We start from the raw sequence: 26,388 nt of genomic DNA, 5'->3' as shown, positions 1-26,388 counted from the left end.
TAGTAACTCATCCGACCACATAACAATAATTTTACATACTGGACACCATTATGAGCTATCCGTCGCTGTTCGCCCCGCTCGATCTGGGATTCACCACGCTTAAAAACCGCGTGTTGATGGGTTCAATGCATACCGGTCTGGAAGAGTATCCCGATGGCGCAGAACGGCTGGCCGCGTTCTACGCCGAGCGCGCCCGTCACGGCGTCGCTCTGATTGTGAGCGGCGGTATTGCCCCTGCGCTTTCCGGCGTGGGTATGGAAGGCGGCGCGATGTTAAACGATGCCAGCCAGTTACCACATCACCGCGTAATTACCGACGCGGTGCATGACGAAGGCGGCAAAATCGCGCTGCAAATTCTGCATACCGGACGCTATAGCTATCAGCCGCACCTCGTCGCGCCCTCCGCTATTCAGGCGCCGATCAACCGCTTTACCCCGCACGAGCTGACCCACGATGAAGTACTGCAACTGATTGAGGATTTTGCCCATTGCGCACAGCTGGCGCGGGAAGCAGGCTACGACGGCGTAGAGGTCATGGGCTCGGAAGGCTATCTGATCAACGAATTTCTCACCCTGCGCACCAACCAGCGGACTGACCAATGGGGCGGCGATTACGCCAACCGCATGCGTTTTGCCGTCGAGGTGGTACGGGCCGTTCGTCAACGTGCCGGTAACGACTTTATTATTATCTTTCGTCTGTCGATGCTCGACCTGGTGGAAAATGGCGGCACGTTTGACGAAACTGTCCAACTGGCGAAAGCCATTGAGGCGGCAGGTGCTACGATCATCAACACCGGGATCGGCTGGCACGAAGCACGGATCCCGACCATCGCCACGCCGGTGCCGCGCGGGGCGTTTAGCTGGGTGACGCGCAAGCTGAAAGGTCACGTAACGGTTCCACTGGTCACCACTAACCGCATTAATGATCCGGGCGTTGCCGACGATATTCTGGCCCGTGGCGATGCTGATATGGTGTCGATGGCACGCCCGTTCCTCGCCGATGCCGAGCTGCTGTCAAAAGCGCAAAGCGGGCGAGCGGATGAGATCAACACCTGCATAGGCTGTAATCAGGCCTGTCTGGATCAGATCTTCGTCGGCAAAGTGACGTCCTGCCTGGTGAATCCCCGCGCCTGTCATGAAACCAAAATGCCGATCGTAGCGGCGACACATCTGAAGAATCTGGCGGTAGTCGGTGCCGGTCCTGCGGGGCTCGCCTTTGCCATCAACGCCGCTTCACGCGGTCATCAGGTCACGTTGTTTGATGCCAACGCGGAGATCGGCGGACAGTTCAATATCGCCAAACAGATCCCCGGCAAAGAAGAATTTTACGAAACATTGCGCTATTACCGCCGGATGATCGACGTCACCGGCGTGACGCTGAAGCTGAATCATTTTGTCACCGCAGACGATCTGCTCTCGTTTGATGAAGTGATCCTCGCCAGCGGGATCGAACCACGCACGCCGCCGATCGACGGCATCGATCATCCTAAGGTACTGACCTATCTTGATGTCTTACGAGATAAAACGCCGGTAGGTCAACGCGTGGCGATTATCGGCAGCGGCGGGATCGGCTTTGATACCGCCATGTATCTGAGCCAGCCCGGCGAGCCCACCAGCCAAAACATTGCAGAATTCTGCGTGGAATGGGGAATCGATACCAGCCTCCAGCAAGCAGGTGGTTTACGCCCGGAAGGGCCACAGTTATCCCGTAGCCCGCGCCAGATAGTCATGTTGCAGCGTAAAGCCAGTAAACCGGGACAAGGGCTAGGTAAAACCACGGGCTGGATCCATCGCGCCACCCTGCTGTCTCGTGGAGTGAAAATGATCCCGGCGGTGAGCTATCAGAAGATCGATGATGATGGACTGCACGTGTTGATCAACGGCGAGCCTCAGCTCTTGAACGTGGATCATGTGGTAATTTGTGCAGGTCAGGAACCTCGTCGTGGACTGGTCGATCCGCTGCATGCTGCCGGTAAAACAGTACATCTGATCGGCGGGTGTGATGTGGCGTTAGAACTGGATGCCCGACGCGCCATCGCGCAAGGCACTCGACTGGCGCTGGAAATTTAACGTTATGTCTTTACGTTGGCCGGATAAGGTAATTGCACACATCATTGCCTGATAAGCGTAGCGCCATCAGGCCTACGAGGCAGTTCGTTGTAGGCCTGATAAGGTGTTAACCGCCATCCGGCATCAGCGATTAGCGGCGACGCCCTAATTTCACCGCTTTCAGCACCACAAATTTGTTGTTGGTGGCGATGGTTTCGCAGTTGCCGAAAATCTTCTTCAGCTTGTGGAAGTAGTCGAGGTGACGGTTTGCCACGATATACAGCTCGCCGTTAATCTTCAGGCAACGGCGGGCGTGGTGGAACATCTCCCACGCGATGTTATCGGTCAGCGCGTGCTTCTGATGGAACGGCGGATTACACAGCACAGCGTTATAGCGGAACGGTTCCACGCCAGACAGTGCGTTGTTGATCATAAACTCGCAGCGATCCAGCGCGTCTGGCATGTTGGTTTCCACGTTCAGGCGGCTGGACGCCACCGCCATCGGCGATTCATCCACAAACACCACGCTCGCTTGCGGGTTCTTCTCCAGCAACGTCAGACCCACTACGCCATTACCGCAACCGAGATCGACAATCTCACCTTCCAGATTGTCCGGCAGATGTTCGATAAAGAAACGTGCGCCAATATCCAGCCCGGTACGGGAGAAGACGTTAGCGTGATTGTGGATCGTCCAGTCGGTGCCTTCCAGCTTCCAGCTCAGCGTTTGTGAGGCGTCAGCCAGTTCAGGATTGCTGAACGTACAGTTGATCAGACGGGCTTTTTTCCATGCCAGCGTGGTGGTGGTTGGGCCCAGCACCTTTTCAAACAGCTCAAGCGTCGAGGTATGCACATCGCGCGCCTTCGCCCCGGCGATAATACGCGTTTGCGGCGTGACGACCAGGCGTAACGCACGCAATTGCTGTTCCAGCAGCGCCATGGTTTTTGGCAGCTTAATCAGTACCACGCCCGGCGCCTGTGGGTAATCGACCGTGCTGTCGAGGAACTGGACGCTGGATTCGGCAATGTCGTTATGACGCAGGTTTTCACGCGTTGCCAGTTCGCTTAAATAAGAGTCGCCAATGCTGTACGGCGAATGTTCCGCCAGCGCACAGCCCAGCGCACCGAAGGTATCATTCAGGAGCAGCACCGGGCCGCAAATCTCGGTATCGTCCAGCTGTTGCAGCAGATATTCATCTGCAGCTTCCCACGCCAGCAGCGGGTTAACGTCATCCGTTTCCGGGAAACGTTTAAGTGACAGCGAACGGAAACCGTTGTCTATGTGGCTCATCGGCCCTCCTGAATGGTAAAATTTCGGCGTATCCCTGAAAAGGGTGCGTGAGTATACACTTTTTATACTTTATATGGGGCAAAAATGAGTCAGTTGACCTATCTGCAGGGCTACCCGGAGCATTTACTTGATCAGGTTCGAACCTTGATCAGCGAGCAACGTCTGGGCGCGGTCCTGGAAAAGCGTTACCCGGGTACGCATGACTTCGCGACCGATAAGGCGCTCTGGCAATATACCCAGGATCTGAAAAGTCAGTTTCTGCGCAATGCCCCACCGCTCAATAAAGTGATGTATGACAGTAAGATCCACGTGTTGAAGAATGCGCTTGGACTGCATACTGCCGTCTCTCGCGTGCAGGGCGGCAAGCTGAAAGCAAAAGCGGAAATTCGCGTCGCCACCGTATTTCGCAACGCCCCGGAACCTTTTTTACGCATGATCGTGGTTCATGAACTGGCGCATCTGAAAGAAAAAGAACACGACAAAGCGTTTTACCAGCTGTGCTGCCATATGGAACCTCAGTATCACCAACTGGAGTTCGACACCCGCCTGTGGCTAACGCAACAATCGCTAAAGCAAACTGCGCAGTAGCGCACTGGCTTTGTCAGCAAGGCATGCTAAATTGGCGCAAGGATCCCTTTTCGCAGCCTGAAGGCCTTTATGATACGTTTCGCAGTGATTGGCACAAACTGGATCACCCGCCAGTTTGTGGATGCCGCCCATGAAACCGGCAAATATAAGTTAACCGCAGTCTATTCCCGCAGCCTTGAACAGGCGCAAAGCTTCGCTAACGATTATCTCGTCGAGCATTTGTTTACTTCGCTGGATGCAATGGCGCAGAGTGACGCTATTGATGCAGTGTATATCGCCAGCCCAAACTCTCTGCACTTCCCGCAGACCGAGCTGTTCTTACGCCATAAAAAGCACGTCATTTGTGAGAAACCGCTGGCATCAAACCTGGCAGAAGTCGATGCCGCTATCGCCTGCGCTCGGGAAAATCAGGTGGTGCTGTTTGAGGCGTTTAAAACCGCCTGCCTGCCCAATTTCCTGCTGCTGCAGCAATCTCTGCCCAAGGTAGGAAATGTCAGAAAGGCGTTTATCAATTACTGCCAGTACTCTTCACGCTACCAGCGTTATCTGAACGGTGAAAACCCGAATACCTTTAATCCAGCGTTCTCAAATGGCTCGATTATGGATATCGGCTTTTACTGCCTGGCTTCGGCGGTTGCGCTGTGGGGCGAACCGCAGAGCGTACAGGCCAGCGCCAGCCTGCTGGCAAGCGGTGTTGATGCCCACGGCGTTGTGGTGCTGAACTACGGTGATTTCAGCGTCACGTTACAGCATTCCAAAGTGAGCGACTCGGTGCTGGCCAGCGAGATTCAGGGCGAATCAGGGTCACTGGTCATTGAGAAAATCTCCGAATGCCAGAAAGTCTGTTTTGTTCCGCGTGGTGGAAAAACGCAGGATCTGACGGTGCCTCAGCACATCAATACTATGCTGTATGAGGCAGAGCGCTTTGCTCATCTGGTTGAATCCGGCGAAGTGGATCACCCGGCACTGGCTGTCAGTCGCATTACCGCTAAGCTGCAAACGGAAATTCGCCGCCAGACCGGCGTCGTTTTCCCAGCAGATAGCGCGAATACGTCGCTGATTGCGTAAAACTGTGTAAAACAAATGTTGCAGGCCATTGACTGAAAGCGTGGCCTGTAATACTTTGTTACCCGCAAAGGGGAGTAACTTCGTTGTCGGTTGATCGTCATTACGATGTGTGAAAAACCACATCCGGTCGCCGGGCGATAACAAAGGAATACGTCAACGTATTCCTTTGTTGTTGTAAGTGAGACCTTGCCGAATGGCAAGGTCTATGCATGAAAAGCAGCGGCTAACGTCATTCGGCGTTGGCCGTTTTTTTATGCATGGGGAAATATAATGAATACTGTCGGCACACCGTTGTTATGGGGTGGCTTCGCTGTTGTAGTGGTGATTATGCTGGCCATCGACCTGCTGTTGCAGGGTCGTCGCGGCGCGCATACGATGTCAATGAAGCAGGCGGCTGCCTGGTCAATCGTCTGGGTCACCTTGTCGTTACTGTTTAACGCCGTATTCTGGTGGTATCTGGCAGAAACCCAGGGGCGTGCGGTCGCAGACCCGCAGGCGTTGGCGTTCCTCACCGGCTATTTGATCGAGAAATCATTGGCGGTGGATAACGTCTTTGTCTGGCTGATGCTGTTTAGCTACTTCTCGGTGCCGCCAGCGTTGCAGCGTCGAGTGCTGGTGTATGGCGTGCTGGGGGCGATTGTTCTGCGTACTATCATGATCTTCGCGGGCAGTTGGCTAATCACCCAGTTCGAATGGCTGCTGTACGTGTTCGGCGCGTTCCTGCTGTTTACCGGCGTGAAGATGGCGCTGGCAAAAGATGATGCTTCCGGGATTGGCGACAGGCCGTTAGTGCGCTGGCTGCGCGGTCATCTTCGTATGACCGACACCATCGAGAACGAGCATTTCTTCGTACGTAAAAACGGTCTGCTGTTCGTTACGCCGCTGATGCTGGTGCTGATTCTGGTTGAGTTGAGCGATGTTATCTTTGCCGTCGACAGCATTCCGGCAATCTTTGCCGTGACCACCGACCCGTTCATCGTGCTGACCTCTAACCTGTTTGCCATCCTTGGTCTGCGTGCGATGTACTTCCTGCTGGCCGGCGTGGCGGAGCGTTTCTCGATGCTGAAGTACGGCCTGTCGATCATTCTGGTGTTTATCGGCATCAAGATGCTGATTGTCGACTTCTACCATATCCCTATCGCTATCTCGTTAGGCGTGGTGTTCGGGATCCTGTTTGTGACGCTGATTGTGAATGCGTGGGTCAACCACCAGCACGATAAAAAGCAGCAAACGCAGTAACACTCATCCACTAGCCTACAAAGCCCGACGCCCACTGTGTGTGCGTCGGGCTTTTTGTTTAACATGTCATCACAATGTTAATTTAAAGTTATAAAATATGATCTCAGCGTAAAATCCAGGATATTTCGCTTCCCGAAGCGTGTTCTTTCCTTATACTCAGCCATGCAAACATTTGCCTCACTCTGAAAGATGCGTCTATAGAACGCACAAGGGTCAGGCGACAACACAATAAAAGGATTACGAAATGACTACGCAACGTTCGTCGGGGCTGATCTCGCGTTTGGCGCAAGGGAGCCTTGTTAAGCAAATTTTGATAGGTTTAGTACTGGGGATTGCGCTGGCACTGATCTCAAAACCGGCTGCAGAAGCCGCTGGTTTGCTGGGCACCCTGTTCGTCGGCGCATTAAAAGCCGTCGCTCCCATCCTGGTTCTGATGCTGGTAATGGCCTCTATTGCGAACCATCAGCATGGGCAAAAAACCAATATCCGTCCGATTCTGTTCCTCTACCTGCTCGGTACCTTCTCCGCGGCATTAGCGGCAGTGGTGTTCAGCTTTGCCTTCCCCTCGACGCTGCATCTTGCCAGCAGCGCTAACGATATTGTGCCACCATCGGGCATTGTCGAAGTGATGCGTGGGCTGTTGATGAGTATGGTGTCGAACCCGATTGATGCCCTGCTTAACGCGAACTATATCGGCATTCTGGTATGGGCCGTCGGCCTGGGCTTTGCCCTGCGCCACGGGAATGAAACGACCAAGAATCTGGTCAACGATATGTCCAACGCCGTCACCTTTATGGTGAAACTGGTGATTCGTTTCGCCCCGATCGGTATTTTCGGCCTGGTCTCCTCCACGCTTGCCACCACGGGTTTTGCTACATTGTGGGGCTATGCGCAGCTGTTGGCAGTGCTGGTAGGTTGTATGCTGCTGGTGGCGTTCGTGGTTAACCCGCTGCTGGTGTTCTGGAAAATTCGTCGCAACCCGTATCCGCTGGTGCTGGCTTGCCTGCGTGAAAGCGGCGTGTATGCCTTCTTTACCCGCAGCTCTGCCGCCAACATTCCGGTGAATATGGCGCTGTGTGAGAAGCTGAATCTGGACCGCGATACCTACTCGGTTTCTATCCCACTGGGTGCAACCATCAACATGGCTGGCGCGGCGATCACCATTACCGTGCTGACGCTGGCAGCGGTGAATACACTGGGGATCCCGGTTGATTTACCGACTGCGCTGCTGTTGAGCGTCGTGGCATCGCTTTGTGCCTGTGGCGCATCTGGCGTGGCGGGTGGCTCTCTGCTGCTGATCCCACTGGCGTGTAATATGTTCGGTATCCCGAATGATATCGCCATGCAGGTAGTTGCCGTCGGCTTTATTATCGGCGTGTTGCAGGACTCCTGTGAAACCGCACTGAACTCCTCAACCGACGTATTGTTTACCGCTGCAGCCTGCCAGGCTGAAGACGAACGTTTGGCAAACAACGCCCTGCGCGGCTAATCACTTTTCCCCTCCGTCATGGTGCGGAGGGGTTTTCTTTCTGTACGCTTTTTTCAATTTTGAAGGGATCTATCCCCCGTTTTTGCATGCGTCTGAAACGAATAATATTCAGGCCGTTCATCACCAGAAAACTGCCTTCAATCATCGTGCCGCCAATCGATCCCAACCAGAAATTATGCACCACCCAGCAGGCAGTCGCGCACCACATCACACAGCGGACGGTTAATCCTTTACAGCGAAACAGCGCCCAAGTGCTGGCCAGCGTGCCAATAATGGGGAGTAACTCCATCGCATGCTGTAGTTTCGCCAACCCAAGAACCAGCGTGAGAACGATAAAAACGGTCATCACCCACAGTTTGCGGGTGCGCATCGAGACCAGGGTTCGGATGGTGTTTAGCTCCGCACTCATCCCCGCGGGCCAGGCCCCCATCAAAAAGAAGTGTACCCCGATAGTGGCACTATAGACGGCAAGCTGCAGCCGGAAGCGGCGCTCATCGCGGTTGAAAAAGGTGGTAATCCCGATCAGAAAGGCGATGACACCTACGCCCTGGGCCAGCCAATACGCGGTCATGAAAAATCCTTGTGAGGAAATGCAAAAACAAACGGCGCCTCATATTATGAAACGCCGTTTTTAAAATCTACTCTATTTCGATTACCCAATAGATTTCGTGCGACAGCAAGGCGGCAAGCATGTAGGCCGGATAAGGCGTTTACGCCGCCATCCGGCAACGGTTTATGCCTGATGGCGCTACGCTTATCAGGCCTACTGATCGCGTAGGCCTGTACAATTATTACAACGTTACGCCACTTTTGAAAATAGCCAGCTCGCGGAAGTCATTACGTTCGTTACAGGTCGGTTTACCATTAGCAAACTCGACGATGGTATCGACAAACTCATTCAGCAGTTGAGGCATGGCTTTACCGTGGATCAGCTGTCCCGCATCAAAATCGATCCAGTGCTTTTTCTTCGCCGCCAGCTCGCTGTTCGTGGCGATTTTCACCGTCGGTACAAATCCGCCGTAAGGCGTGCCGCGACCGGTACTGAATAGCACCATATGGCAGCCAGCACCCGCCAGCGCGCTGGTGGCAACGGCGTCGTTCCCCGGTGCGCTTAACAGATTCAGACCGTGCGTTTTTAGCCGTTCGCCGTAACGCAATACATCGACAACCTGGCTGGAACCCGCTTTCTGCGTGCAGCCCAGTGATTTATCTTCCAGCGTGGTGATGCCCCCCGCCTTGTTACCCGGTGACGGGTTCTCATAAATCGGCTGGTCGTGGGCAATGAAGTACTGCTTGAAGTCATTGACCATCGTCACCAGCTTGCCAAACGTCTCTTCGTCACGGCAATGGCTCATCAGCAGTTGCTCAGCGCCAAACATTTCCGGAACTTCGGTCAGCACGGTGGTGCCACCGTTGGCAATCACATAGTCGGAGAAACGTCCCAGCATCGGGTTAGCCGTGATGCCGGACAGGCCGTCAGACCCGCCGCATTCCAGACCAAACTTCAGCTCGCCCAGTTTACCCGGCTCACGCTTATCGTGGCGCATCACGTTGTACAACTGATGGAGATGTTCGATCCCCGCCTCCACTTCGTCTTCCTGATGTTGGCAGACCATGAAGTGCACGCGTTCAGGATCGAACTCGCCCAACGTTTCGCGGAAGGCATCCACCTGGTTGTTTTCACAACCAAGCCCCACCACCAGCACCGCCCCCGCGTTCGGGTGACGCACCATGTTTTGCAGCATGGTGCGGGTGTTGATGTGATCGTCACCCAGCTGCGAGCAGCCGTAGGTGTGGCTGAAAAGATGAACGCCATCGATGCCTTCAGCATCGTTGGTCTCTTTCAGGAAGCGGGTCTGCATCAGACGCGCCATGGCGTTAACGCAGCCGACGGTCGGCAGGATCCACAGTTCGTTACGCACCCCGACATCACCGTTGGCACGACGGTAGATCTGCACATCGCGATCTGCCGGTTGTACCTCAGGTTCCTGAAAGTCGGGTTGATAGCTATATTCATCCAGATCGCTCAGATTGGTGCGCGTATTGTGAGCATGGATATGTTCACCCGCCGCAATATCCGCCAGAGCATGGCCAATCGGCAGGCCATATTTAATGACGTTCTCACCCTGAGCAATATCGCTCAAGGCAAATTTGTGTCCACGTACAACGTCCTGTCGTAGCGTTACGGTATGGCTATCTACACTAACCTGCGTGCCTTGCGCCAGATCGGCCAGCGCAACCGCAACGTTATCCAGCGTATGGATCTTGATGTATTGCATATCAACCCGGACCTTAGTTCAGTTCAATGGCAAAATAATCGCGCGCATTGTTGAAGCAGATATTTCTCACCATTTCACCCAGCAACTGGATATCTGCCGGGGCTTCACCCGCGGCAACCCAGCGGCCAATCATCTGGCACAGAATGCGGCGAAAATATTCATGGCGCGTATATGACAGGAAGCTACGGCTGTCGGTCAGCATGCCGACAAAACGGCTCAGCAGACCGAGCTGCGCCAACTGCGTCATTTGGCGTTCCATTCCGTCTTTCTGATCGTTGAACCACCAGCCGGACCCGAACTGCATTTTTCCCGGCATACCTTCGCCCTGGAAGTTGCCGATCATGGTGCCCAGCACTTCGTTGTCGCGCGGGTTCAGGCAGTACAGGATGGTTTTTGGCAGCAGGTTTTCTTCATTCTGCTTGCTCAGCAGTTTGGAAAGTTCTTCCGCAACCGGACGATCGTTGATCGAATCGAAGCCCACATCCGGCCCCAACAGTTTGAACTGACGCAGGTTGTTATTACGCAGTGCGCCAATATGGTACTGCTGGACCCAACCACGACGGGCATATTCCGCACCAAGGAACACCAGCACGGCCGTTTTAAACTGCGCCACTTCATGCTCGCTCAGCGTTTCACCGGCCAGACGACGCGTCAGGATGTTGTCGAGTTCAGATTCATTAGATTCAGCAAACAGCACCACATCCAGCGCATGGTCAGACACTTTACAGCCGTGTGCAGCGAAGTGATCCAGGCGTTTGGTCAGCGCGGTTTGCAGATCGGTGAAGCGACGGATATCGGTGTCGGACACCTCACCCAGCTTCGTCATGTAGTCGTTAAAGGTTGCCTGCTCAATATTGAAGGCTTTATCCGGGCGCCAGCTCGGCAGCACTTTGACGGCAAAGGTGCTGTCCTTGGCGACCGAGGCGTGATGTTCCAGTGAATCAATCGGATCGTCAGTGGTACCGACCATTTTCACGTTCATCTGCTGCATGATGCCGCGCGCGGAAAATTGTTCCTGCGCCAGCAGTTCATTGCACTGATTCCAGATTTCATCCGCCGTCGCAGGCGACAGCAGCTTACCTGTAATACCAAACGGGCGACGCAATTCAAGATGCGTCCAGTGGTAAAGCGGGTTGCCAATAGTGTGCGGAACCGTCGCGGCCCAGGCGTCAAACTTCTCACGATCGGACGCATCGCCGGTACACAGGCGCTCAGCAACACCGTTAGTACGCATAGCGCGCCATTTGTAGTGATCGCCTTTCAGCCAGATGTCATACAGGTTGTTAAAACGGTAGTTATCCGCGATTTGCTGCGGCGGCAGATGGCAGTGGTAATCGAAGATTGGCTGATCTTTGGCGTAATCATGATACAGACGGCGGGCAAATTCGGTATCCAGCAGAAAATCTTCAGTCATAAACGGGGTCATTATCGTCTTCCTCTCAGCGAGTGCGTCAGATTGCTTATGTTTTGATGCTGACAAAGTTATCACACCAATTTCCACAGACTGAAGATATTTTCGTGAGTTAGATCAATAAATGGCGACAAAAAAATTACTCTCAAAGAGGTAAATCTTACGCCAACCCGCGCCAGCACTGGCTTTGCTGAATCGAAATAATGACCACACGAAGATTCACACTTTTGTGATGGCACTCACCTTTTAAAGCTGTATGACAAGTTATCTTTTTGCCGTCGCAATACATAAGCCGACGGAATGCAAATTACCGATGGTCCACCATCGGATTGACCGGTACGGAAACCGAATTAGCACGATTCTTGAAATGGCAAAGTTCGGGGAGTACCGGTTTTTTTCGGTCACCCCTTTCGTAAAAAGAACATCCTCCGCCCTACACAGGAAGATGACCGCTCGTTCGCGGAAATAACAAAACGATGAGGTTTTACATGCGTAAAATTAAAGGGTTACGTTGGTATATGATCGCACTGGTGACGCTTGGCACCGTGCTGGGTTACCTGACGCGTAACACTGTGGCGGCAGCTGCGCCAACGCTGATGGAAGAGTTACACATCTCCACTCAACAGTATTCCTATATCATCGCAGCGTACTCTGCTGCTTACACCGTTATGCAACCCGTTGCTGGCTACGTTCTGGACGTGCTGGGAACAAAAATAGGTTACGCGATGTTCGCCGTTCTGTGGGCCGTCTTCTGTGGCGCGACTGCACTGGCTGGAAGCTGGGGTGGACTGGCGCTGGCGCGAGGCGCGGTCGGTGCAGCTGAAGCGGCGATGATCCCAGCGGGTCTGAAAGCCAGCTCGGAGTGGTTCCCGGCCAAAGAGCGCTCCATTGCCGTCGGTTACTTTAACGTCGGTTCCTCTATTGGTGCGATGATTGCACCGCCGCTGGTAGTCTGGGCCATCGTGATGCACAGCTGGCAGATGGCGTTCATTATCTCTGGTGTCCTGAGCTTCATCTGGGCTATGTGCTGGCTTGTGTTTTACAAACACCCACGCGATCAGAAAAAACTGTCCGACGAAGAACGTGATTACATTCTCAACGGCCAGGAATCACAGCATAAAAACGGCACGGCGAAGAAAATGTCCGTCGCGCAGATCCTGCGTAACCGCCAGTTCTGGGGCATTGCACTGCCGCGTTTCCTGGCAGAGCCGGCCTGGGGTACCTTTAACGCCTGGATCCCGCTGTTCATGTTTAAAGTTTACGGCTTTAACCTGAAAGAAATTGCCATGTTCGCCTGGATGCCCATGCTGTTTGCTGACCTCGGCTGTATCGTTGGTGGGTATCTGCCGCCGCTGTTCCAGCGCTGGTTCGGCGTCAACCTGATTGTGTCACGTAAAATGGTCGTCACCATGGGCGCATTCCTGATGATTGGCCCGGGCATGATTGGTCTGTTTACCAGCCCGTATATTGCCATCGCGCTGCTGTGCGTCGGGGGCTTTGCTCACCAGGCCCTGTCCGGTGCGCTGATCACCCTCTCTTCTGACGTCTTTGGTCGTAATGAAGTGGCTACAGCGAACGGTCTGACCGGGATGTCTGCCTGGCTGGCAAGCACCCTGTTTGCGCTGGTCGTGGGCGCCCTGGCTGACACCATCGGCTTTAGCCCACTGTTTGCGGTACTGGCAGTATTCGACTTGCTCGGTGCGTTAGTCATCTGGACGGTGCTGCAAAACAAACCGGCCAGCGAGGTCGACTCGGGACCGCAAACCGGCGATCCCGCACCACAAAGTTGACCTGACTCAATCACCAACGAAATACGTTCAAAGCCGCCAGCGTTCTGGCGGCTTTTTTATCGTCACAAGTGGAGCCAAATTCGCAAAAGTGGTATAACAAATAGAGTCTGCCGTATCATGCCTGGAGCGCATATGGAAATCACCGAACCACGACGTTTGTACCAACAACTTGCTGCCGATCTGAAGGCGCGCATTGAGCAGGGTGTTTACCTGGTGGGTGAAAAACTTCCCGCCGAGCGCTTTATCGCCGATGAAAAGAACGTCAGCCGTACCGTGGTCCGTGAAGCCATTATCATGCTCGAGGTTGAGGGCTACGTTGAGGTGCGTAAAGGATCCGGGATCCACGTCATCTCTAACCAGCCAAAACACTACGTCGCGCCAGATGCCAATCTTGAGTTTGCCAGCTACGGTCCATTTGAACTGCTGCAGGCACGCCAGCTTATAGAGAGCAATATTGCCGAGTTTGCCGCCACCCAGGTGACTAAACAGGACATCATGAAACTGATGGAAATCCAGGAGAAGTCGCGCAACGAAAAAAGCTTCCGTGACTCCGAGTGGGATCTCCAGTTCCATGTGCAAGTGGCGCTGGCAACGCAAAATACCGCACTGGCGGCGATTGTTGAAAAAATGTGGACTCAGCGTGTTCACAACCCGTACTGGAAGAAATTGCACGATCACATCGACCTGCGCACGGTAGATAACTGGTGCGATGACCATGACCAGATCCTACGGGCATTAATCCGTAAAGATCCTCATGCTGCCAAACTGGCGATGTGGCAGCACCTTGAGAACACCAAACAGATGCTGTTTAACGAAACCAGCGATGATTTTGAGTTCAACGCCGACCGTTATCTTTTTACCGATAATCCGGTGGTTCATCTGGATACGGCCGCTAACGGGGCAAAATAAGCGTTCTCATATTCACAGGCGCGCCAGGGCGCCTGTTTCTGACGCTCGGTAAGCATTAGGTATAAAGTGTCAGCCTGTGTAAATCCTCTCGCCACCCTCCTTTGCGATAAGCAAAATCACGGTTCAGCGACCGTAATTTCTATAACGGACTACGTTGACCTTTGTTACAATTACATGCGTTTTGAATTTTTGTGTATCAGTGCTTGCTTACTTTGCAACTTAACAGGGAACAGTTCAGGCCGTGAATTTGTGTCAGACCGCGATACATGCAAAAAAAGATCAATAATATTGCGGCGTTACAAAATCCAGAAAACCGGCATGACGACAACCGATTTCTCCAGGAATACTGAATGGAACTACTGACTCAATTACTGAATGCCTTGTGGGCTCAGGATTTTGAAACTCTGGCCAATCCGTCGATGATTGGCATGCTGTATTTTGTCCTGTTTACCATTTTGTTTCTGGAAAACGGGCTGCTTCCTGCGGCCTTTTTACCTGGTGACAGCTTACTGGTGCTGGTCGGCGTGCTTATTGCTAAAGGCGCAATGGGCTTTCCACAAACGGTGCTGCTCCTCACCACCGCGGCCAGCCTCGGCTGTTGGGTCAGCTACATCCAGGGACGATGGCTGGGGAATACCCGCATCGTGCAAAACTGGCTTTCTCATCTTCCCGCGCATTATCATCAGCGCGCGCACCATCTGTTCCATAAACATGGCCTGTCTGCGTTGCTGGTCGGGCGATTCATTGCCTTCGTCAGAACGCTGCTGCCGACCATTGCAGGACTCTCCGGCCTGAACAATGCGCGCTTTCAGTTCTTCAACTGGATGAGCGGACTGCTGTGGGTCTTGATCCTGACGTCACTCGGTTATCTGCTGGGCAAAACGCCGGTGTTCCTCAAGTACGAAGATCAGTTAATGTCGTGCCTGATGCTGCTTCCCGTTGTTTTACTGGTGTTTGGCCTCGCCGGTTCACTGGTTGTTTTATGGAAAAAGAAATACGGGAACCGGGGATAAATTATGCTGCTACCACGCATAACGCTCCGACGATTGGCCTGGACAACCACCTTTATCCTGTTTCTAGGCGCGCTTATCCTGACCTGGTCTGCCATTCGTCAGCAGGAGTCGACGCTAGCCATTCGCGCCGTTAATCAGGGCGCCAGCATGCCAGACGGTTTTTCTATCTGGCATCATCTGGATGCCAACGGCATTCGCTTTAAAAGCATTACCCCGCAAAATGATGCGCTGCTGATCACCTTTGATTCCAGCGCGCAAAGCGCAGCCGCGAAGGTCGTTCTCGACAGAACGTTGCCGCATGGCTTCGTCATCGCCCAACAGGATGATGATAATCAGGCAGTGCAGTGGTTATCACGTTTGCGTGATAACCCACACCGTTTTGGTTAACTTCCAGGAATCTGAATTATTTCACCCACTTTGGTGATTTCGCCGTTTAGTGCCTATGATTAATAAGCTGGGTTTATGGCCCACGCTTTTTTATCTGGAGCAACGACCCTCGCGTTACCGGGTCGAATCACAATGGAAGGTTCAAGTATGAAATACCGCATCGCTTTGGCTGTTACCCTTTTCGCTCTCAGTGCCAGCAGCTACGCCAACACCCTCTGTCAGGAAAAAGAACACGATATTCAGCGGGAGATTAGCTATGCCGAAAAGCACAACAATCAGAGTCGTATCAACGGCCTGAACAAGGCCCTGAGCGAAGTCCGGGCCAATTGTTCTGACAGCAAGCTACGTGCCGAGCATCAGAAAAAAATTGCAGAACAGAAAGATGAGATCGCCGAGCGTAAACGTGATCTCGCCGAGGCGAAACAAAAAGGCGATACAGATAAAATCACCAAACGCGAGCGCAAGCTTGCCGAAGCTCAGACTGAACTGAAAGAACTCGAGTCACGCGATTACTAAGTACGGTAACGACCCACTCACCTGGAGAAAACTATGTCAAAAGATAATGCTACGGAACACCTGCGCGCTGAGCTGAAATCCCTTGCGGATACGCTTGAAGAGGTACTGAGCTCCTCTGGCGATAAGTCGAAAGAAGAGTTGAGTAAAATTCGCAGTAAAGCAGAACGCGCGCTGAAAGAGAGCCGCAATCGCCTGGGTGAAACCAGCGATGTGATTGCTAAGCAAACTCGCGAAGCCGCGGCAAAAGCCGACAACTACGTACGCGAAAATCCATGGACAGGCGTCGGTATTGGCGCTGCGGTCGGCGTGGTGCTTGGCGTACTGCTGTCGCGCCGCTAACAATGGCGGACTCCGATCACGCACAAGGTCCAGGCAAAAACGTACTGGGTATCGGACAACGGATCATCACGATCCTCGTCGAGATAGTTGAGACCCGGTTACGTCTGGCCGTTGTTGAACTGGAAGAGGAAAAAGCCAACCTCTTTCAGCTACTGCTGATGCTGGGGCTAACCATGCTGTTCGCAGCATTTGGCCTGATGAGCCTGATGGTGCTTATCATCTGGGCCATTGACCCTCAGTACCGTCTCAACGCGATGATAGCCACCACCGTTGTGCTGTTGCTTCTGGCGCTCATTGGCGGGATATGGACGCTACGTAAAGCCCGTAAGTCAACGCTGTTACGTCATACCCGCCATGAACTTGCTAACGACAGGCAGGCCCTGGAGGATGATGCATAATGAGCAGTAAAGTCGAACGCGAAAAACGTAAGGCGCTGCTGCTTAGTCAGATCCAGCAGCAACGGCTGGATCTGACCGCCACCCGCCGCGACTGGCTGGAGGTCACTGCTGCATACGATCGCGGCTGGAACACGCTGTTGAACCTGCGCTCGTGGATACTGGTTGGCAGCAGCATCATAGCCGTTCGTACTATTCGCCACCCAAATATGCTCGTCCGTTGGGCCAAACGCGGCTTTAGCGTCTGGAGCGCCTGGCGACTGGTCAAAGCGACCATCAGACAGCAGCAACTGCGCGGTTAATCTCTTCTGTTCTCCCCACGTAGGCCTGATGGCAAGGCCTACTTCATTCTATCACCCCCCTTCACTCAAAATTTTTGAAAAATACTGACAGTTTTCCTTGCTAACAATTGTCATTCGTCACGTTTATGATTCTCTCCATCGACAGCAATAACGCCCTATACAGCGTTAATGCAACAAAAAACAAAATCAGCCGCCTGAGTGGTTTCCTGGAGAGTACGATGAAAAAATTAGAAGATGTTGGTGTACTGGTAGCGCGCATTCTGATGCCAATCCTGTTTATTTCTGCAGGCTGGGGAAAAATCAGCGGATATGCGGGTACCCAACAATATATGGAAGCCATGGGCGTTCCGGGATTCATGTTACCGCTGGTTATTCTGCTTGAGTTCGGCGGCGGCCTGGCCATTCTGTTCGGCTTCCTGACCCGTACTACCGCGCTGTTTACCGCAGGCTTCACGGTGCTGACCGCGTTCATCTTCCACAGCAACTTTGCGGAAGGGATGAACTCGCTGATGTTCATGAAAAACTTAACCATCGCAGGCGGTTTCCTGCTGCTGGCTATCACCGGTCCAGGCGCATTCAGCATTGACCGCGTACTGAATAAAAAGTGGTAAGCAAGCTATACTAAACGCATCAAAAAGCGAGGAGACATCTCCTCGCTTTTGCTATCTGAGGAGGCAAAACCATGGGACAACTTATTGACGGCGTCTGGCATGACACCTGGTATGACACAAAATCTACCGGGGGAAAATTTCAACGTTCTGCATCGGCTTTCCGTAACTGGCTCACCGCGGATGGCGAACCTGGCCCGACCGGCACAGGCGGTTTTGCCGCCGAAAAAGACCGTTACCACCTGTACGTTTCCCTCGCCTGTCCGTGGGCGCATCGCACGCTGATTCTACGCACGCTCAAAGGTCTGGAGCCATTTATCTCCGTTTCCGTTGTGCATCCGCTGATGCTAGAGAACGGCTGGACGTTTGATGATAATTTCCCGGCCGCCACGGGAGATACGCTCTACCAGCACGAGTTTCTCTATCAGCTCTATTTGCACGCCGACCCGCAGTACAGCGGCCGCGTCACCGTACCGGTGCTGTGGGATAAAAAGAATCACACCATCGTCAGTAATGAATCGGCGGAGATCATCCGCATGTTTAACACGGCGTTTGATGCACTGGGCGCCAAAGCCGGTGATTACTACCCGCCTGCCCTGCAAAGTAAAATTGACGAGCTGAACAGCTGGATTTATGACAACGTCAATAATGGCGTCTATAAAGCCGGTTTTGCCACCAGTCAGGAGGCATATGATGAGGCGGTTGATAAAGTGTTTCACTCACTGGCGCGACTGGAGCAGATTCTGGGTCAGCATCGCTATCTGACCGGTGACCAGTTGACCGAGGCAGATATTCGCCTGTGGACCACGCTGGTACGCTTTGATCCGGTGTATGTTACCCACTTCAAGTGCGATAAGCACCGCATCAGTGACTACCTGAATCTGTACGGTTTCCTGCGCGATATTTACCAGATGCCGGGCATTGCGGAGACCGTCAATTTTGACCATATCCGTCATCACTACTTCCGTAGCCACAAAACCATCAATCCGACCGGTATTATTTCAATCGGGCCATGGCAGGATCTCAGCGAGCCACATGGACGAGACAGCCGTTTTGCATGATTTACACGGGTCTCATCTGGGCAATGCCGTTCAGTTAACGCTTCAGTTTCAGAAAGTATAAACCTGTATTGACGGAAGTAATGAACATGCTACCTCAGAGAAAGGGTTCCGTTCACCTCATGTTAATCATTTCTCTGAAGCACTGATTACGGTGAACGTGTAAAGGGCGTTCTTCGCCACGCCCTTTACAATCCCGGCTCCCGGCACGGAAAATTGTTGCTTCGCAATCCCCTACGCTTATTCCTCCAGGCTATCGGGCCGGGCGCGAGGTAGCATCCCTGCAAAACGCGCCCTGAACCCGCATCCTTGCGGGTTCTCCCGGCCTTACGGAAACACGTCGGCAATTTTCAGCCGGACCAGCCCACACCTGACCACTTGCGCTTTAATTTGAATATCTCTGAACAGCAAAACGGATATAGCTGAAAGTCAGAGCGCTGAAGCGACACCCTGGTCCGGCTGAAAATCGATGAGGCGTTGACGGCTGACCGGGTCTGTCCGCAGGGATGCGGACAGAGGGGACGGCCTGCGGGGATGCAGGCTCGGCCCCGACCCGACAGGCAGACGGAATAAGACGAATGAATCGCGCAGCGACGATTTTCCCGCCGGGAGCCTGGGTTGCAAGGGAGGCGGCGGTGAGCCTCCCTTGCACGTTCACGGGTATCTGCGCTTCAGAGAAATGACATCGCTGAGGTGAACGGAACCCTGAGTTGGAATCACATGTTCTCCATAATGTTTAACTGACAAGCAATACTCCTATAGGCGCCAATAATTAATACGACAAATATTTACCACCATTTCATTCGCAGCTATTCTTAATTTGATTACTTTAAAAACAAGTGATTGAACGCAAAATGAGGCGCAAATGGATTGGTATCTAAACGTTCTTAAGAACTATTTTGGTTTTGGCGGCCGGGCTCGGCGCAAAGAGTACTGGATGTTTGTTCTGGTCAACATCATCTTTTCTTTCGTACTCAGCATCCTGGACAACATGCTTGGCTGGCAACGCGCCGGGGGAGAAGGCGTATTAACGACGATTTATGGTGTGCTGGTATTTATACCGTGGTGGGCAGTGCAGTTCCGTCGTTTGCATGACACCGACCGTTCTGCATGGTGGCTGCTGATCCTGTTGATCCCCATCATTGGCTGGTTGGTTATCATTATTTTCAACTGTCAGAACGGCACGCCGGGTAGCAACCGCTTCGGTGCAGACCCTAAACAACTGTCCTGACGTAGCACGTAGAGATGCCTGATGGCGCTGCGCTTATCAGGCCTACAACCTACTCCGTTTTGTAGGCCGGATAAGGTGCTTGCACCGCATCCGGCTTAACCCCACCTTATTTCCCCGCAAACAGCTTCGGAATTTCCCGCAGACACCAGGATTTGGCCTCACCCATACTGTCCCGTCGCCAGGCCATGATGATATCAATTTCGTTGGTGGACTCCGGGCTCACCACGCGCAAACGACCTGCGGCAATATCCTCTTCCACCAGCGGATACGGCATGGTCGCCACACCCAGCCCGGCCAACAGCGCCTGGCGCTTATCTTCGATTGAACTCACCGTCAGGCGCGGCTGTTTATCCAGTAACTGGACGGTCAGCACCGGGCGCTCACGGGCGGTATCCGCCACCGCAATGCCCCGGTATTTCACTCGGGTCACTTCCGACAACGGCTCCGGCTCCTGATGGATAGGATGATCCGGCGCAGCCACGTAGACGTTCATCAGCGTGTACAGCTTGCGGGAATTAATTTCTGACGATGAACGAAAATGCATATCCGGGGCGATCACGATATCCGCCCTTCCCTGCTCCAGGCGTTCCCATGCCCCAGCCAGCACCTCAGTGATCACTGAAAGCTGAGTATTGGCCTTCACGGCGAGCCGGTCGATGAGCGGAAAGAACGCTGCCGTGGGTACCAGCGCTTCGGTGACGATCGTCAGATGCGTTTCCCAGCCGCGGGCCAGCGCTTCGGCATCGGTGGTCAGCTTATCAGCCGCCTCGAGCAGCACGCGCCCACGTTCCAGTAGCATGCGTCCAACGTTAGTAAATTTTGTGCGATGGCCTGAGCGGTCAAACAACACCACATCCAGCTCTTCTTCCAGCTTTTGCATGGTATAGCTGAGAGCGGAAGGAACGCGCCCCAGTTCGTCCGCCGCAGCGGCAAAGCTGCCACGTCTGTCGATTGCATCCATTACGCGTAACGCTTCAAGCGTTAATGCCCTTTCTTTGGCCATGTCGTTCTCATTCAGGAAATTTGAACATACCGGGCAGAATATCTGGCTAACAATACAGCGTCCAGCCATTTAACATAAAAGGAAGTAAAGAGAGGTCAAGAAAGATGATTACTACCCGAACAGCAAAACAGTGCGGACAAGCAGACTACGGCTGGCTGCAAGCCCGTTATACCTTCTCCTTTGGACACTATTTTGATCCTAAGCTGCTGGGTTACGCCTCGCTGCGTGTTCTGAACCAGGAAGTTCTGGCACCGGGGGCCTCTTTCCAGCCGCGTACCTATCCGAAGGTGGATATTGTCAACCTGATCCTTGAAGGGGAAGCGGAATATCGCGACAGCGAAGGCAACCATGTCCGGGCAAAAGCCGGTGAGGTTTTACTGCTCGCCACGCAGCCTGGGATTAGCTACAGCGAGCACAACCTTAACAAGGATAAGCCATTAACCCGCATGCAATTATGGCTGGACGCCTGCCCGCAGCGGGAAAATGCCTGTGTACAGAAAGCCACGCTGGAGACCGGCAAGCATCAACTGATCGCCTCCCCGGACGGAGAACAAGGCAGCCTGCATCTTCGCCAGCAGGTGTGGATACACCATGTCGAATTGAAGCAAGGTGAATCACTGAGTTTTCAGTTACATGGCCCACGCGCCTATCTGCAGTCGATCCACGGCACGTTCCATGCGCTAACGGCTGGAGCAGAAAAAGAAGCGCTGACCTGTGGTGACGGCGCATTTATTCGTGACGAAGCTAACATAACATTAGTTGCCGATACGCCTTTGCGCGCTTTGCTGATAGATTTGCCCGTATAGTCAGGAAAAACAAGGGAGTACGACTATGAGCAAGAAAGCGTCAAAAAAGCGTAAGCCGGCGGTCAAAGCCAAAATTCAGGACACGGTCGTCCAGACCAAAACCTTTGGCTATGAAGATATGCTGACGGAACTGGAAGCGATTGTTGCCGATGCCGAGCAAAGGCAGGAAGAAGAAGACGCCGCCTGATAAGGCGGCTCAGACTGACGCCGGGTGGCGGTTACGCCTTACCCGGCCTACAGATTAATGCGCTTTGCTGGCCATGATCTCAATGATCTGCTTGTCGGTTTCCTGCATCGAACGACATGCCAGCGCACACAGATTCGCAATAGATTGCTCGACATTATGCGCCACAATCCCTTCGTTACCGGTCACTGCCGTATCGTCCAGCGCCATGAGTACCGCCTTCCATGCCGCCGACGCGCTGGTAGACACTTTCATCGCACAGCTGTTTGACGCGCCATCGCAAATCATCCCACTCACATCGCCAATCATGCTGCTGATCGCCATAGCGATGGTGTTATAGCGCCCATCCACCAGCCATGCCATCCCCGCCGCCGCGCCCATCGCCGCCGTCGTTGCCGCACACAGAGCCGACAAGCGAGGAAGCTGATGATGGATATAGATTGCACTCAGGTGTGACAACATCAGCGCACGCGCCAGTTTTTCATCATCCGCACCAAAGTGCTCGGCCACCACCATCACCGGAACCGTGGCGGTGATCCCCTGGTTCCCGGAACCGGAGTTACTCATCGCCGGCAGCGTCGCGCCGCCCATTCTCGCATCCGACGCCGCACTGGTACGGATCAGAATAGCGGTTGAAAGATCGTTTGCCAGCAGGCCACGGGCACACTGCTTCTCCAGCGTAGCACCGATATGTAATCCCCATGTCCCGCGTAACCCTTCCTGAGACAGCGCCCCGTTTAGTTTTGCCGCCTGCAGAATAAAGCGGATGGACTCAAACGGCACCGCATTCACAAACGCCAGAATCTCTTCCAGCGAGGTGTGGGATAACACCGCCAGCGGCGAATCCAGCTCTTCATCCTGCGTCTGTTCTTCTTTACTGAACACCACACCATTATGGGTTTCGATGTGCACAATGTTGGTATGACCGCCAACAATCGTGACGCACGCCCACCCGTCACGGCTGTACACCTTAGCGCGTGAGAAGAGAATATCTTCGCAAGGTTGCTGCAGCATCACCGCCACGTTTCCGGCAGCCAGCATGGCTTTGGCGTCGGCGATGGCCTCTGCGGACGCATCCTTCAGCACTTCTAAACCCGCGTGGGCATTGCCACCCAGCGCACCCAGCGCAGCGGCGACGGGCAACCCGACCATTCCGGTGCCCGGTACGGTCACGCCCATGCCGTTTTTCATCAGGTTGGGTGAGACCCACGCATCAATGCGTTCAACCGCGCCGTTCAGCTCAGCGGATGCGACTGCCGCCGCCAAAGCCAGAGAGATAGGTTCGGTGCAGCCCAGGGCAGGTTTGACTTCTTCCTGCACCGCGCGGATAAAACAGTCCCATAATGGATTCAATGTAGTCTCAAACATAGCAACGACCTTCACTCAGATAACTCAAGAAAATGCCAGGAACGGAGAAACGCACAACAGCAGGCCTGTGATGATGATCAGGTACAGGGAAGCGCCTTTATATTTGTGCAGTGCAGGAACTTTGTAGACCAGCCAGGCCGGGATCAAACAGCCCACCATGCCGAAGATTGGGCTACAAATAGAGGTGAAGCTCAGTACCGGCGCATTGAGCACAATTGCACTCCAGGCCAGTAAAATAGCGAAGACCATGATGCCGCGCTGAACGAAGATTTCGTTGATCTTCTCAGCAGGCATGTAGCGACGCAGCACATTCATCACAATGCCTTGAGTCGCTTCACGGAAGCCTAAGTACACACCGAAGAACGCGGTCATCACGGCAAAGATGTTCAGAATAACGCTGACGATTTTCACCCAACCCGCGCCGTCACCGCTAATAAACTGTGCGGCAATCGCCAGGGCGGAAATGTTCTGCTCGTAGGCTTTCACCGCTTCATCATGGCCCATTGCCAGGGTGAAAGAGACGGCGTAGAAGAAGACGGTGACAAACAGTATGCCAAACGCGATGTTCATGGCGCGCAGCGCTTTATGACGCGCGACCTCAATGGATTTTGCGCGAGAACGGTACGAGATAACCATCGGGCTTAAGGTTTGAATAAACAGAATCGAGGTCAGCGTAAAGGGCAGCGTAATAATCGCATTCTTAATCAGCAGCCCCATCGGTGGCAGCGAGCCAGCGTTATGCAAATGCCACATCCCGACCATCGACACGCCAAGGGCGGCAACGACCAGCAGCTTGGTCAACACCATGCCGGTGGAGATTTTAAACAGTAATTTTTCACCGCGTGACGAGATAGCCACCAGGATGCAAATCAGCACCAGGCCATAGAACGGGCTGTCGGACAGTAACCCTTCGGTCACGCCAAATGTATGCAGATACGAAGCGCTGTCGTTAGTGATGGCGGTGGAATAAACAAACATCCAGATAACCAACATCACAAAATACAACGCCCCTAACAGAATGCCCCAGTTTTTGCCTAAATAACCGCTAATGACGCTTGGGTAATCTTTGCACTCAGGAGACTCAGCCAGCGTGTTGATGAACAGACGCTGGAACAAATACATCGCGGGATAGCCGATAATCGAGGACAGCAGGAATACCCACAACCCCATCAGACCCACCTGGACGGGAAGAAAAACAATCCCCGCGCCAATCGCCATACCGATACTCATAATGACCCAACCGGTGTCCATGCTGTCGAATTTAATGGCTTCCTGCCATTCACTTTCGGTCATTCCCGCCCGGCGCGCCGGAGCGGATGCGTCGAGTATTACGCTGTTATTCGTAGCCGTTTCCATAATTTCCCGCTTAATGTGTAGGTAGAGGTTTTTTTATTTTTTTCGTATTGCGTCAAGGCGATACGCAATTCATAAGATGCAGGCGAGCTCTTAGAATGAAGAAAATCATACGCTCAGGGTCAGAGAAAAACTTCACAAACAAAACCCTATAATCCCTACAGGTAAAGAAAGATTTTCTCTTGAAAGCATCAAAGGTGGGATCGATTTCTGTTTTTGAAGCAGATCACAACAAAAAAAGGTGCACTTCTGTGCACCTTTTTGGTCATGCTATTTTGATTAACTCACATACACACTACTTTGATCGCCAGACCGCCGCGTGAGGTTTCGCGGTATTTATCGTTCATGTCTTTGCCAGTTTCATACATCGTCTCGATAACTTTATCGAGCGACACCCGAGGTTCTGACGTGCGGCGCAGCGCCATACGTGCGGCGTTAACCGCTTTTACTGCGTTGATCGCATTACGTTCAATGCACGGAATTTGCACCTGTCCGGCGACCGGATCGCAGGTTAACCCCAGGTTATGCTCCATGGCGATTTCAGCGGCAATACAGACCTGCGCCGGGCTCCCGCCAAGCAGTTCTGTCAGTCCGGCGGCAGCCATGGAACAGGCCACACCAATCTCACCCTGGCAGCCCACTTCGGCCCCAGAGATAGACGCATTCATCTTATACAGCGCGCCTATCGCCCCCGCAGCCAGTAAATAACGGGCGATGGAGTTCGCATTCACCGGGCGGCGGAACTTGTCGTAATAGGCCAGCACGGCGGGGATAATGCCACACGCACCGTTTGTCGGGGCGGTAACAACCCGGCACCCGGCGGCGTTCTCTTCGCTCACGGCCAGTGCGAACATGTTAATCCAGTCGATGACGTTCATTGGGTCACTGGACAGATTGTCGCTGGAAACCAGCAACCGACGTAATGCCACGGCGCGACGCGGAACGTTAAGCGGACCGGGCAGGACGCCTTCGGTGTTCATACCGCGCTCGATACCGGCGTGCATGACATCCCAGATTGCCGCAAAACCCGCGTCAATCTCATCTTTACTGCGCATCGCCAGTTCGTTTTGCATCATCAGGCCGGAAACGGAAAGCCCGTTTCGCTCACACAGTTTCAGCAGCTCGCTGGCAGAATGGAAATTGTACGGCACATGCGCTTCAACGTCGTGCGCCTGACCAAAGTGATCCTCCTCAACGATAAAACCACCGCCAACGGAGTAATAGGTTTTGCTTAATAGCGTCTCGTTGCTGTTCCACGCGGTGATGCGCATACCATTTTCATGGCGCGGGAGCGTTTCGCTATGGAAGAGAATGTTCTCAGCAGGAGGGAAATCAACGATATGCGTGCCCTCTGCCACCGGGAGACGTCCGGTACGGGCCACGTCCTGGGTAAAACCCGCAATGGTATCAATCTGCACGTTTTGCGGACTGTTACCTGCGAGGCCCATCATGATGGCGACATCGGTCGCATGACCTTTTCCGGTCAGGGAGAGTGAACCATAAAGATCGACCACAATGCGCGTGGTCTGGTGCAATTCTCCGCTACTGACCAGTTGGTCGATAAAGCTTTTACCTGCGTTCATTGGCCCCACGGTATGGGAGCTGGAAGGTCCAATGCCAATCTTAAAAATATCGAATGCGCTAATCATATCCACACCCTCGGATTGCCGTTCAGTGAAGACCAGGTTTCACACTCATTAACGGGATCGGGGCGAT

At 53.4% G+C, this 26,388-nt stretch carries 26 protein-coding genes; 18 read left to right on the top strand and 8 right to left on the bottom strand.

The window, feature by feature from the left end; translation table 11 throughout:
• Positions 1-50: 50 nt before the first annotated feature.
• Complete coding sequence (locus FDX22_RS25670; protein WP_096755590.1) at positions 51-2,069, top strand: NADPH-dependent 2,4-dienoyl-CoA reductase; 2,019 nt, start codon at positions 51-53, stop codon at positions 2,067-2,069.
• 130 nt (positions 2,070-2,199) lie between these two features.
• Here the strand turns inward: FDX22_RS25670 and rlmG are convergent, their stop codons facing one another.
• Entirely contained in the window at positions 2,200-3,336 is a 1,137-nt protein-coding gene (gene rlmG, locus FDX22_RS25665; protein WP_115257432.1) for a 23S rRNA (guanine(1835)-N(2))-methyltransferase RlmG, read from the bottom strand.
• 84 nt (positions 3,337-3,420) lie between these two features.
• On the opposite strand from rlmG, the gene FDX22_RS25660 reads away from it, so the two are divergent.
• The 4 genes from FDX22_RS25660 (at position 3,421) to sstT (ending at position 7,720) form a co-directional block, all read left to right on the top strand.
• Positions 3,421-3,924: a M48 family metallopeptidase gene (locus tag FDX22_RS25660; protein ID WP_117342711.1), complete on the top strand. Its 504-nt coding sequence runs from the start codon at positions 3,421-3,423 to the stop codon at positions 3,922-3,924.
• Positions 3,925-3,993: 69 nt separating this feature from the next.
• Positions 3,994-4,992: a Gfo/Idh/MocA family protein gene (locus FDX22_RS25655; RefSeq protein WP_096755587.1), complete on the top strand. Its 999-nt coding sequence runs from the start codon at positions 3,994-3,996 to the stop codon at positions 4,990-4,992.
• A 270-nt stretch (positions 4,993-5,262) separates the two neighbouring features.
• On the top strand, positions 5,263-6,231 hold the full coding sequence (locus FDX22_RS25650; RefSeq protein WP_137400186.1) for a TerC family protein: 969 nt from the start codon (positions 5,263-5,265) through the stop codon (positions 6,229-6,231).
• Positions 6,232-6,475: 244 nt separating this feature from the next.
• Positions 6,476-7,720 (top strand): serine/threonine transporter SstT, encoded by a 1,245-nt coding sequence (gene sstT, locus FDX22_RS25645; RefSeq protein WP_096755585.1) that lies wholly within the window; start codon positions 6,476-6,478, stop codon positions 7,718-7,720.
• A gap of 16 nt (positions 7,721-7,736) precedes the next feature.
• Here the strand turns inward: sstT and FDX22_RS25640 are convergent, their stop codons facing one another.
• The 3 genes from FDX22_RS25640 to uxaC form a co-directional block, all read right to left on the bottom strand.
• Complete coding sequence (locus FDX22_RS25640; RefSeq protein WP_115257430.1) at positions 7,737-8,291, bottom strand: YgjV family protein; 555 nt, start codon at positions 8,289-8,291, stop codon at positions 7,737-7,739.
• 220 nt (positions 8,292-8,511) lie between these two features.
• Entirely contained in the window at positions 8,512-9,999 is a 1,488-nt protein-coding gene (locus FDX22_RS25635) for a UxaA family hydrolase (RefSeq protein ID WP_146717962.1), read from the bottom strand.
• Positions 10,000-10,012: 13 nt separating this feature from the next.
• Positions 10,013-11,425, bottom strand: coding sequence for a glucuronate isomerase (gene uxaC / locus FDX22_RS25630; protein WP_096755582.1), 1,413 nt, complete (start codon positions 11,423-11,425; stop codon positions 10,013-10,015).
• 473 nt (positions 11,426-11,898) lie between these two features.
• On the opposite strand from uxaC, the gene FDX22_RS25625 reads away from it, so the two are divergent.
• From FDX22_RS25625 to FDX22_RS25555, 11 genes are all read left to right on the top strand, one after another.
• Positions 11,899-13,200 (top strand): MFS transporter, encoded by a 1,302-nt coding sequence (locus tag FDX22_RS25625; RefSeq protein WP_096759328.1) that lies wholly within the window; start codon positions 11,899-11,901, stop codon positions 13,198-13,200.
• Positions 13,201-13,332: 132 nt separating this feature from the next.
• Positions 13,333-14,109 carry a transcriptional regulator ExuR gene (gene exuR, locus FDX22_RS25620; protein ID WP_096755581.1) on the top strand — a complete coding sequence of 259 codons (777 nt, stop codon included), beginning with the start codon at positions 13,333-13,335 and terminating at the stop codon, positions 14,107-14,109.
• Between the two features lie 350 nt (positions 14,110-14,459).
• On the top strand, positions 14,460-15,122 hold the full coding sequence (yqjA, locus tag FDX22_RS25615) for a DedA family general envelope maintenance protein YqjA (RefSeq protein WP_045447871.1): 663 nt from the start codon (positions 14,460-14,462) through the stop codon (positions 15,120-15,122).
• Between the two features lie 3 nt (positions 15,123-15,125).
• Complete coding sequence (mzrA, locus tag FDX22_RS25610; RefSeq protein ID WP_096755580.1) at positions 15,126-15,509, top strand: EnvZ/OmpR regulon moderator MzrA; 384 nt, start codon at positions 15,126-15,128, stop codon at positions 15,507-15,509.
• A 147-nt stretch (positions 15,510-15,656) separates the two neighbouring features.
• Positions 15,657-16,025, top strand: a complete 369-nt coding sequence (locus FDX22_RS25605; protein WP_096759327.1) for a DUF1090 domain-containing protein — start codon at positions 15,657-15,659, stop codon at positions 16,023-16,025.
• Positions 16,026-16,058: 33 nt separating this feature from the next.
• The gene (locus tag FDX22_RS25600; RefSeq protein ID WP_096755579.1) at positions 16,059-16,364 is read left to right on the top strand and encodes a YqjD family protein; all 306 of its coding nucleotides are present in this window, start codon (positions 16,059-16,061) and stop codon (positions 16,362-16,364) included.
• Between the two features lie 2 nt (positions 16,365-16,366).
• The gene (locus FDX22_RS25595; RefSeq protein WP_096755578.1) at positions 16,367-16,762 is read left to right on the top strand and encodes a phage holin family protein; all 396 of its coding nucleotides are present in this window, start codon (positions 16,367-16,369) and stop codon (positions 16,760-16,762) included.
• Positions 16,762-17,061, top strand: coding sequence for a YqjK-like family protein (locus tag FDX22_RS25590; RefSeq protein ID WP_096755577.1), 300 nt, complete (start codon positions 16,762-16,764; stop codon positions 17,059-17,061). Before FDX22_RS25595 ends, FDX22_RS25590 begins: the two co-directional genes overlap by 1 nt.
• A gap of 218 nt (positions 17,062-17,279) precedes the next feature.
• A complete protein-coding gene (locus FDX22_RS25585) occupies positions 17,280-17,672 on the top strand; it encodes a DoxX family protein (protein WP_135324236.1) in 393 nt (130 codons plus the stop codon).
• A 71-nt stretch (positions 17,673-17,743) separates the two neighbouring features.
• Positions 17,744-18,730, top strand: a complete 987-nt coding sequence (gene yqjG / locus FDX22_RS25580; RefSeq protein ID WP_096755575.1) for a glutathionyl-hydroquinone reductase YqjG — start codon at positions 17,744-17,746, stop codon at positions 18,728-18,730.
• Between the two features lie 862 nt (positions 18,731-19,592).
• Positions 19,593-19,958 (top strand): DUF805 domain-containing protein, encoded by a 366-nt coding sequence (locus tag FDX22_RS25555; protein ID WP_115257427.1) that lies wholly within the window; start codon positions 19,593-19,595, stop codon positions 19,956-19,958.
• Between the two features lie 106 nt (positions 19,959-20,064).
• On the opposite strand, the gene yhaJ is transcribed toward FDX22_RS25555, so the two are convergent.
• The gene (gene yhaJ, locus FDX22_RS25550) at positions 20,065-20,961 is read right to left on the bottom strand and encodes a DNA-binding transcriptional regulator YhaJ (RefSeq protein WP_115257426.1); all 897 of its coding nucleotides are present in this window, start codon (positions 20,959-20,961) and stop codon (positions 20,065-20,067) included.
• 104 nt (positions 20,962-21,065) lie between these two features.
• Between yhaJ and FDX22_RS25545 the strand changes: the two genes are divergently transcribed.
• Together FDX22_RS25545 and FDX22_RS30300 are read left to right on the top strand one after the other, a co-directional pair.
• Positions 21,066-21,767 (top strand): pirin family protein, encoded by a 702-nt coding sequence (locus FDX22_RS25545; protein ID WP_146717961.1) that lies wholly within the window; start codon positions 21,066-21,068, stop codon positions 21,765-21,767.
• Between the two features lie 25 nt (positions 21,768-21,792).
• Positions 21,793-21,954 carry a hypothetical protein gene (locus tag FDX22_RS30300; protein ID WP_096755571.1) on the top strand — a complete coding sequence of 54 codons (162 nt, stop codon included), beginning with the start codon at positions 21,793-21,795 and terminating at the stop codon, positions 21,952-21,954.
• A 54-nt stretch (positions 21,955-22,008) separates the two neighbouring features.
• Here FDX22_RS30300 and FDX22_RS25540 read toward each other — a convergent pair whose 3' ends face one another.
• The 3 genes from FDX22_RS25540 to tdcG form a co-directional block, all read right to left on the bottom strand.
• On the bottom strand, positions 22,009-23,319 hold the full coding sequence (locus tag FDX22_RS25540) for a serine dehydratase subunit alpha family protein (protein WP_117342714.1): 1,311 nt from the start codon (positions 23,317-23,319) through the stop codon (positions 22,009-22,011).
• A 24-nt stretch (positions 23,320-23,343) separates the two neighbouring features.
• Positions 23,344-24,675, bottom strand: coding sequence for an amino acid permease (locus tag FDX22_RS25535; RefSeq protein WP_096755569.1), 1,332 nt, complete (start codon positions 24,673-24,675; stop codon positions 23,344-23,346).
• Between the two features lie 281 nt (positions 24,676-24,956).
• Positions 24,957-26,321, bottom strand: a complete 1,365-nt coding sequence (gene tdcG, locus FDX22_RS25530) for an L-serine ammonia-lyase (RefSeq protein WP_115257423.1) — start codon at positions 26,319-26,321, stop codon at positions 24,957-24,959.
• Between the last annotated feature and the right edge of the window lie 67 nt (positions 26,322-26,388).

It is taken from the genome of Citrobacter sp. TBCS-14 (assembly GCF_005280805.1).
Lineage (GTDB): Bacteria > Pseudomonadota > Gammaproteobacteria > Enterobacterales > Enterobacteriaceae > Citrobacter > Citrobacter gillenii.
Note: the sequence above shows the minus strand (reverse complement) of the source record. Positions and strands in the feature narration are given on the sequence as shown.

Bases quoted from the DNA above. Each gene is read 5' to 3' on its own strand.
- FDX22_RS25635 (WP_146717962.1), bottom strand. From the start codon at position 9,999: ATGCAATACATCAAGATCCATACGCTGGATAACGTTGCGGTTGCGCTG.
- FDX22_RS25640 (WP_115257430.1), bottom strand. From the start codon at position 8,291: ATGACCGCGTATTGGCTGGCCCAGGGCGTAGGTGTCATCGCCTTTCTG.
- mzrA (WP_096755580.1), top strand. From the start codon at position 15,126: ATGCTGCTACCACGCATAACGCTCCGACGATTGGCCTGGACAACCACC.
- FDX22_RS25625 (WP_096759328.1), top strand. From the start codon at position 11,899: ATGCGTAAAATTAAAGGGTTACGTTGGTATATGATCGCACTGGTGACG.
- FDX22_RS25595 (WP_096755578.1), top strand. From the start codon at position 16,367: ATGGCGGACTCCGATCACGCACAAGGTCCAGGCAAAAACGTACTGGGT.
- FDX22_RS25655 (WP_096755587.1), top strand. From the start codon at position 3,994: ATGATACGTTTCGCAGTGATTGGCACAAACTGGATCACCCGCCAGTTT.
- yqjA (WP_045447871.1), top strand. From the start codon at position 14,460: ATGGAACTACTGACTCAATTACTGAATGCCTTGTGGGCTCAGGATTTT.
- FDX22_RS25660 (WP_117342711.1), top strand. From the start codon at position 3,421: ATGAGTCAGTTGACCTATCTGCAGGGCTACCCGGAGCATTTACTTGAT.
- uxaC (WP_096755582.1), bottom strand. From the start codon at position 11,425: ATGACCCCGTTTATGACTGAAGATTTTCTGCTGGATACCGAATTTGCC.
- FDX22_RS25540 (WP_117342714.1), bottom strand. From the start codon at position 23,319: ATGTTTGAGACTACATTGAATCCATTATGGGACTGTTTTATCCGCGCG.
- FDX22_RS25670 (WP_096755590.1), top strand. From the start codon at position 51: ATGAGCTATCCGTCGCTGTTCGCCCCGCTCGATCTGGGATTCACCACG.
- sstT (WP_096755585.1), top strand. From the start codon at position 6,476: ATGACTACGCAACGTTCGTCGGGGCTGATCTCGCGTTTGGCGCAAGGG.
- FDX22_RS25590 (WP_096755577.1), top strand. From the start codon at position 16,762: ATGAGCAGTAAAGTCGAACGCGAAAAACGTAAGGCGCTGCTGCTTAGT.
- yhaJ (WP_115257426.1), bottom strand. From the start codon at position 20,961: ATGGCCAAAGAAAGGGCATTAACGCTTGAAGCGTTACGCGTAATGGAT.
- rlmG (WP_115257432.1), bottom strand. From the start codon at position 3,336: ATGAGCCACATAGACAACGGTTTCCGTTCGCTGTCACTTAAACGTTTC.
- FDX22_RS25545 (WP_146717961.1), top strand. From the start codon at position 21,066: ATGATTACTACCCGAACAGCAAAACAGTGCGGACAAGCAGACTACGGC.
- FDX22_RS25600 (WP_096755579.1), top strand. From the start codon at position 16,059: ATGTCAAAAGATAATGCTACGGAACACCTGCGCGCTGAGCTGAAATCC.
- FDX22_RS25535 (WP_096755569.1), bottom strand. From the start codon at position 24,675: ATGGAAACGGCTACGAATAACAGCGTAATACTCGACGCATCCGCTCCG.
- FDX22_RS25650 (WP_137400186.1), top strand. From the start codon at position 5,263: ATGAATACTGTCGGCACACCGTTGTTATGGGGTGGCTTCGCTGTTGTA.
- yqjG (WP_096755575.1), top strand. From the start codon at position 17,744: ATGGGACAACTTATTGACGGCGTCTGGCATGACACCTGGTATGACACA.
- FDX22_RS30300 (WP_096755571.1), top strand. From the start codon at position 21,793: ATGAGCAAGAAAGCGTCAAAAAAGCGTAAGCCGGCGGTCAAAGCCAAA.
- FDX22_RS25605 (WP_096759327.1), top strand. From the start codon at position 15,657: ATGAAATACCGCATCGCTTTGGCTGTTACCCTTTTCGCTCTCAGTGCC.
- tdcG (WP_115257423.1), bottom strand. From the start codon at position 26,321: ATGATTAGCGCATTCGATATTTTTAAGATTGGCATTGGACCTTCCAGC.
- exuR (WP_096755581.1), top strand. From the start codon at position 13,333: ATGGAAATCACCGAACCACGACGTTTGTACCAACAACTTGCTGCCGAT.
- FDX22_RS25585 (WP_135324236.1), top strand. From the start codon at position 17,280: ATGAAAAAATTAGAAGATGTTGGTGTACTGGTAGCGCGCATTCTGATG.
- FDX22_RS25555 (WP_115257427.1), top strand. From the start codon at position 19,593: ATGGATTGGTATCTAAACGTTCTTAAGAACTATTTTGGTTTTGGCGGC.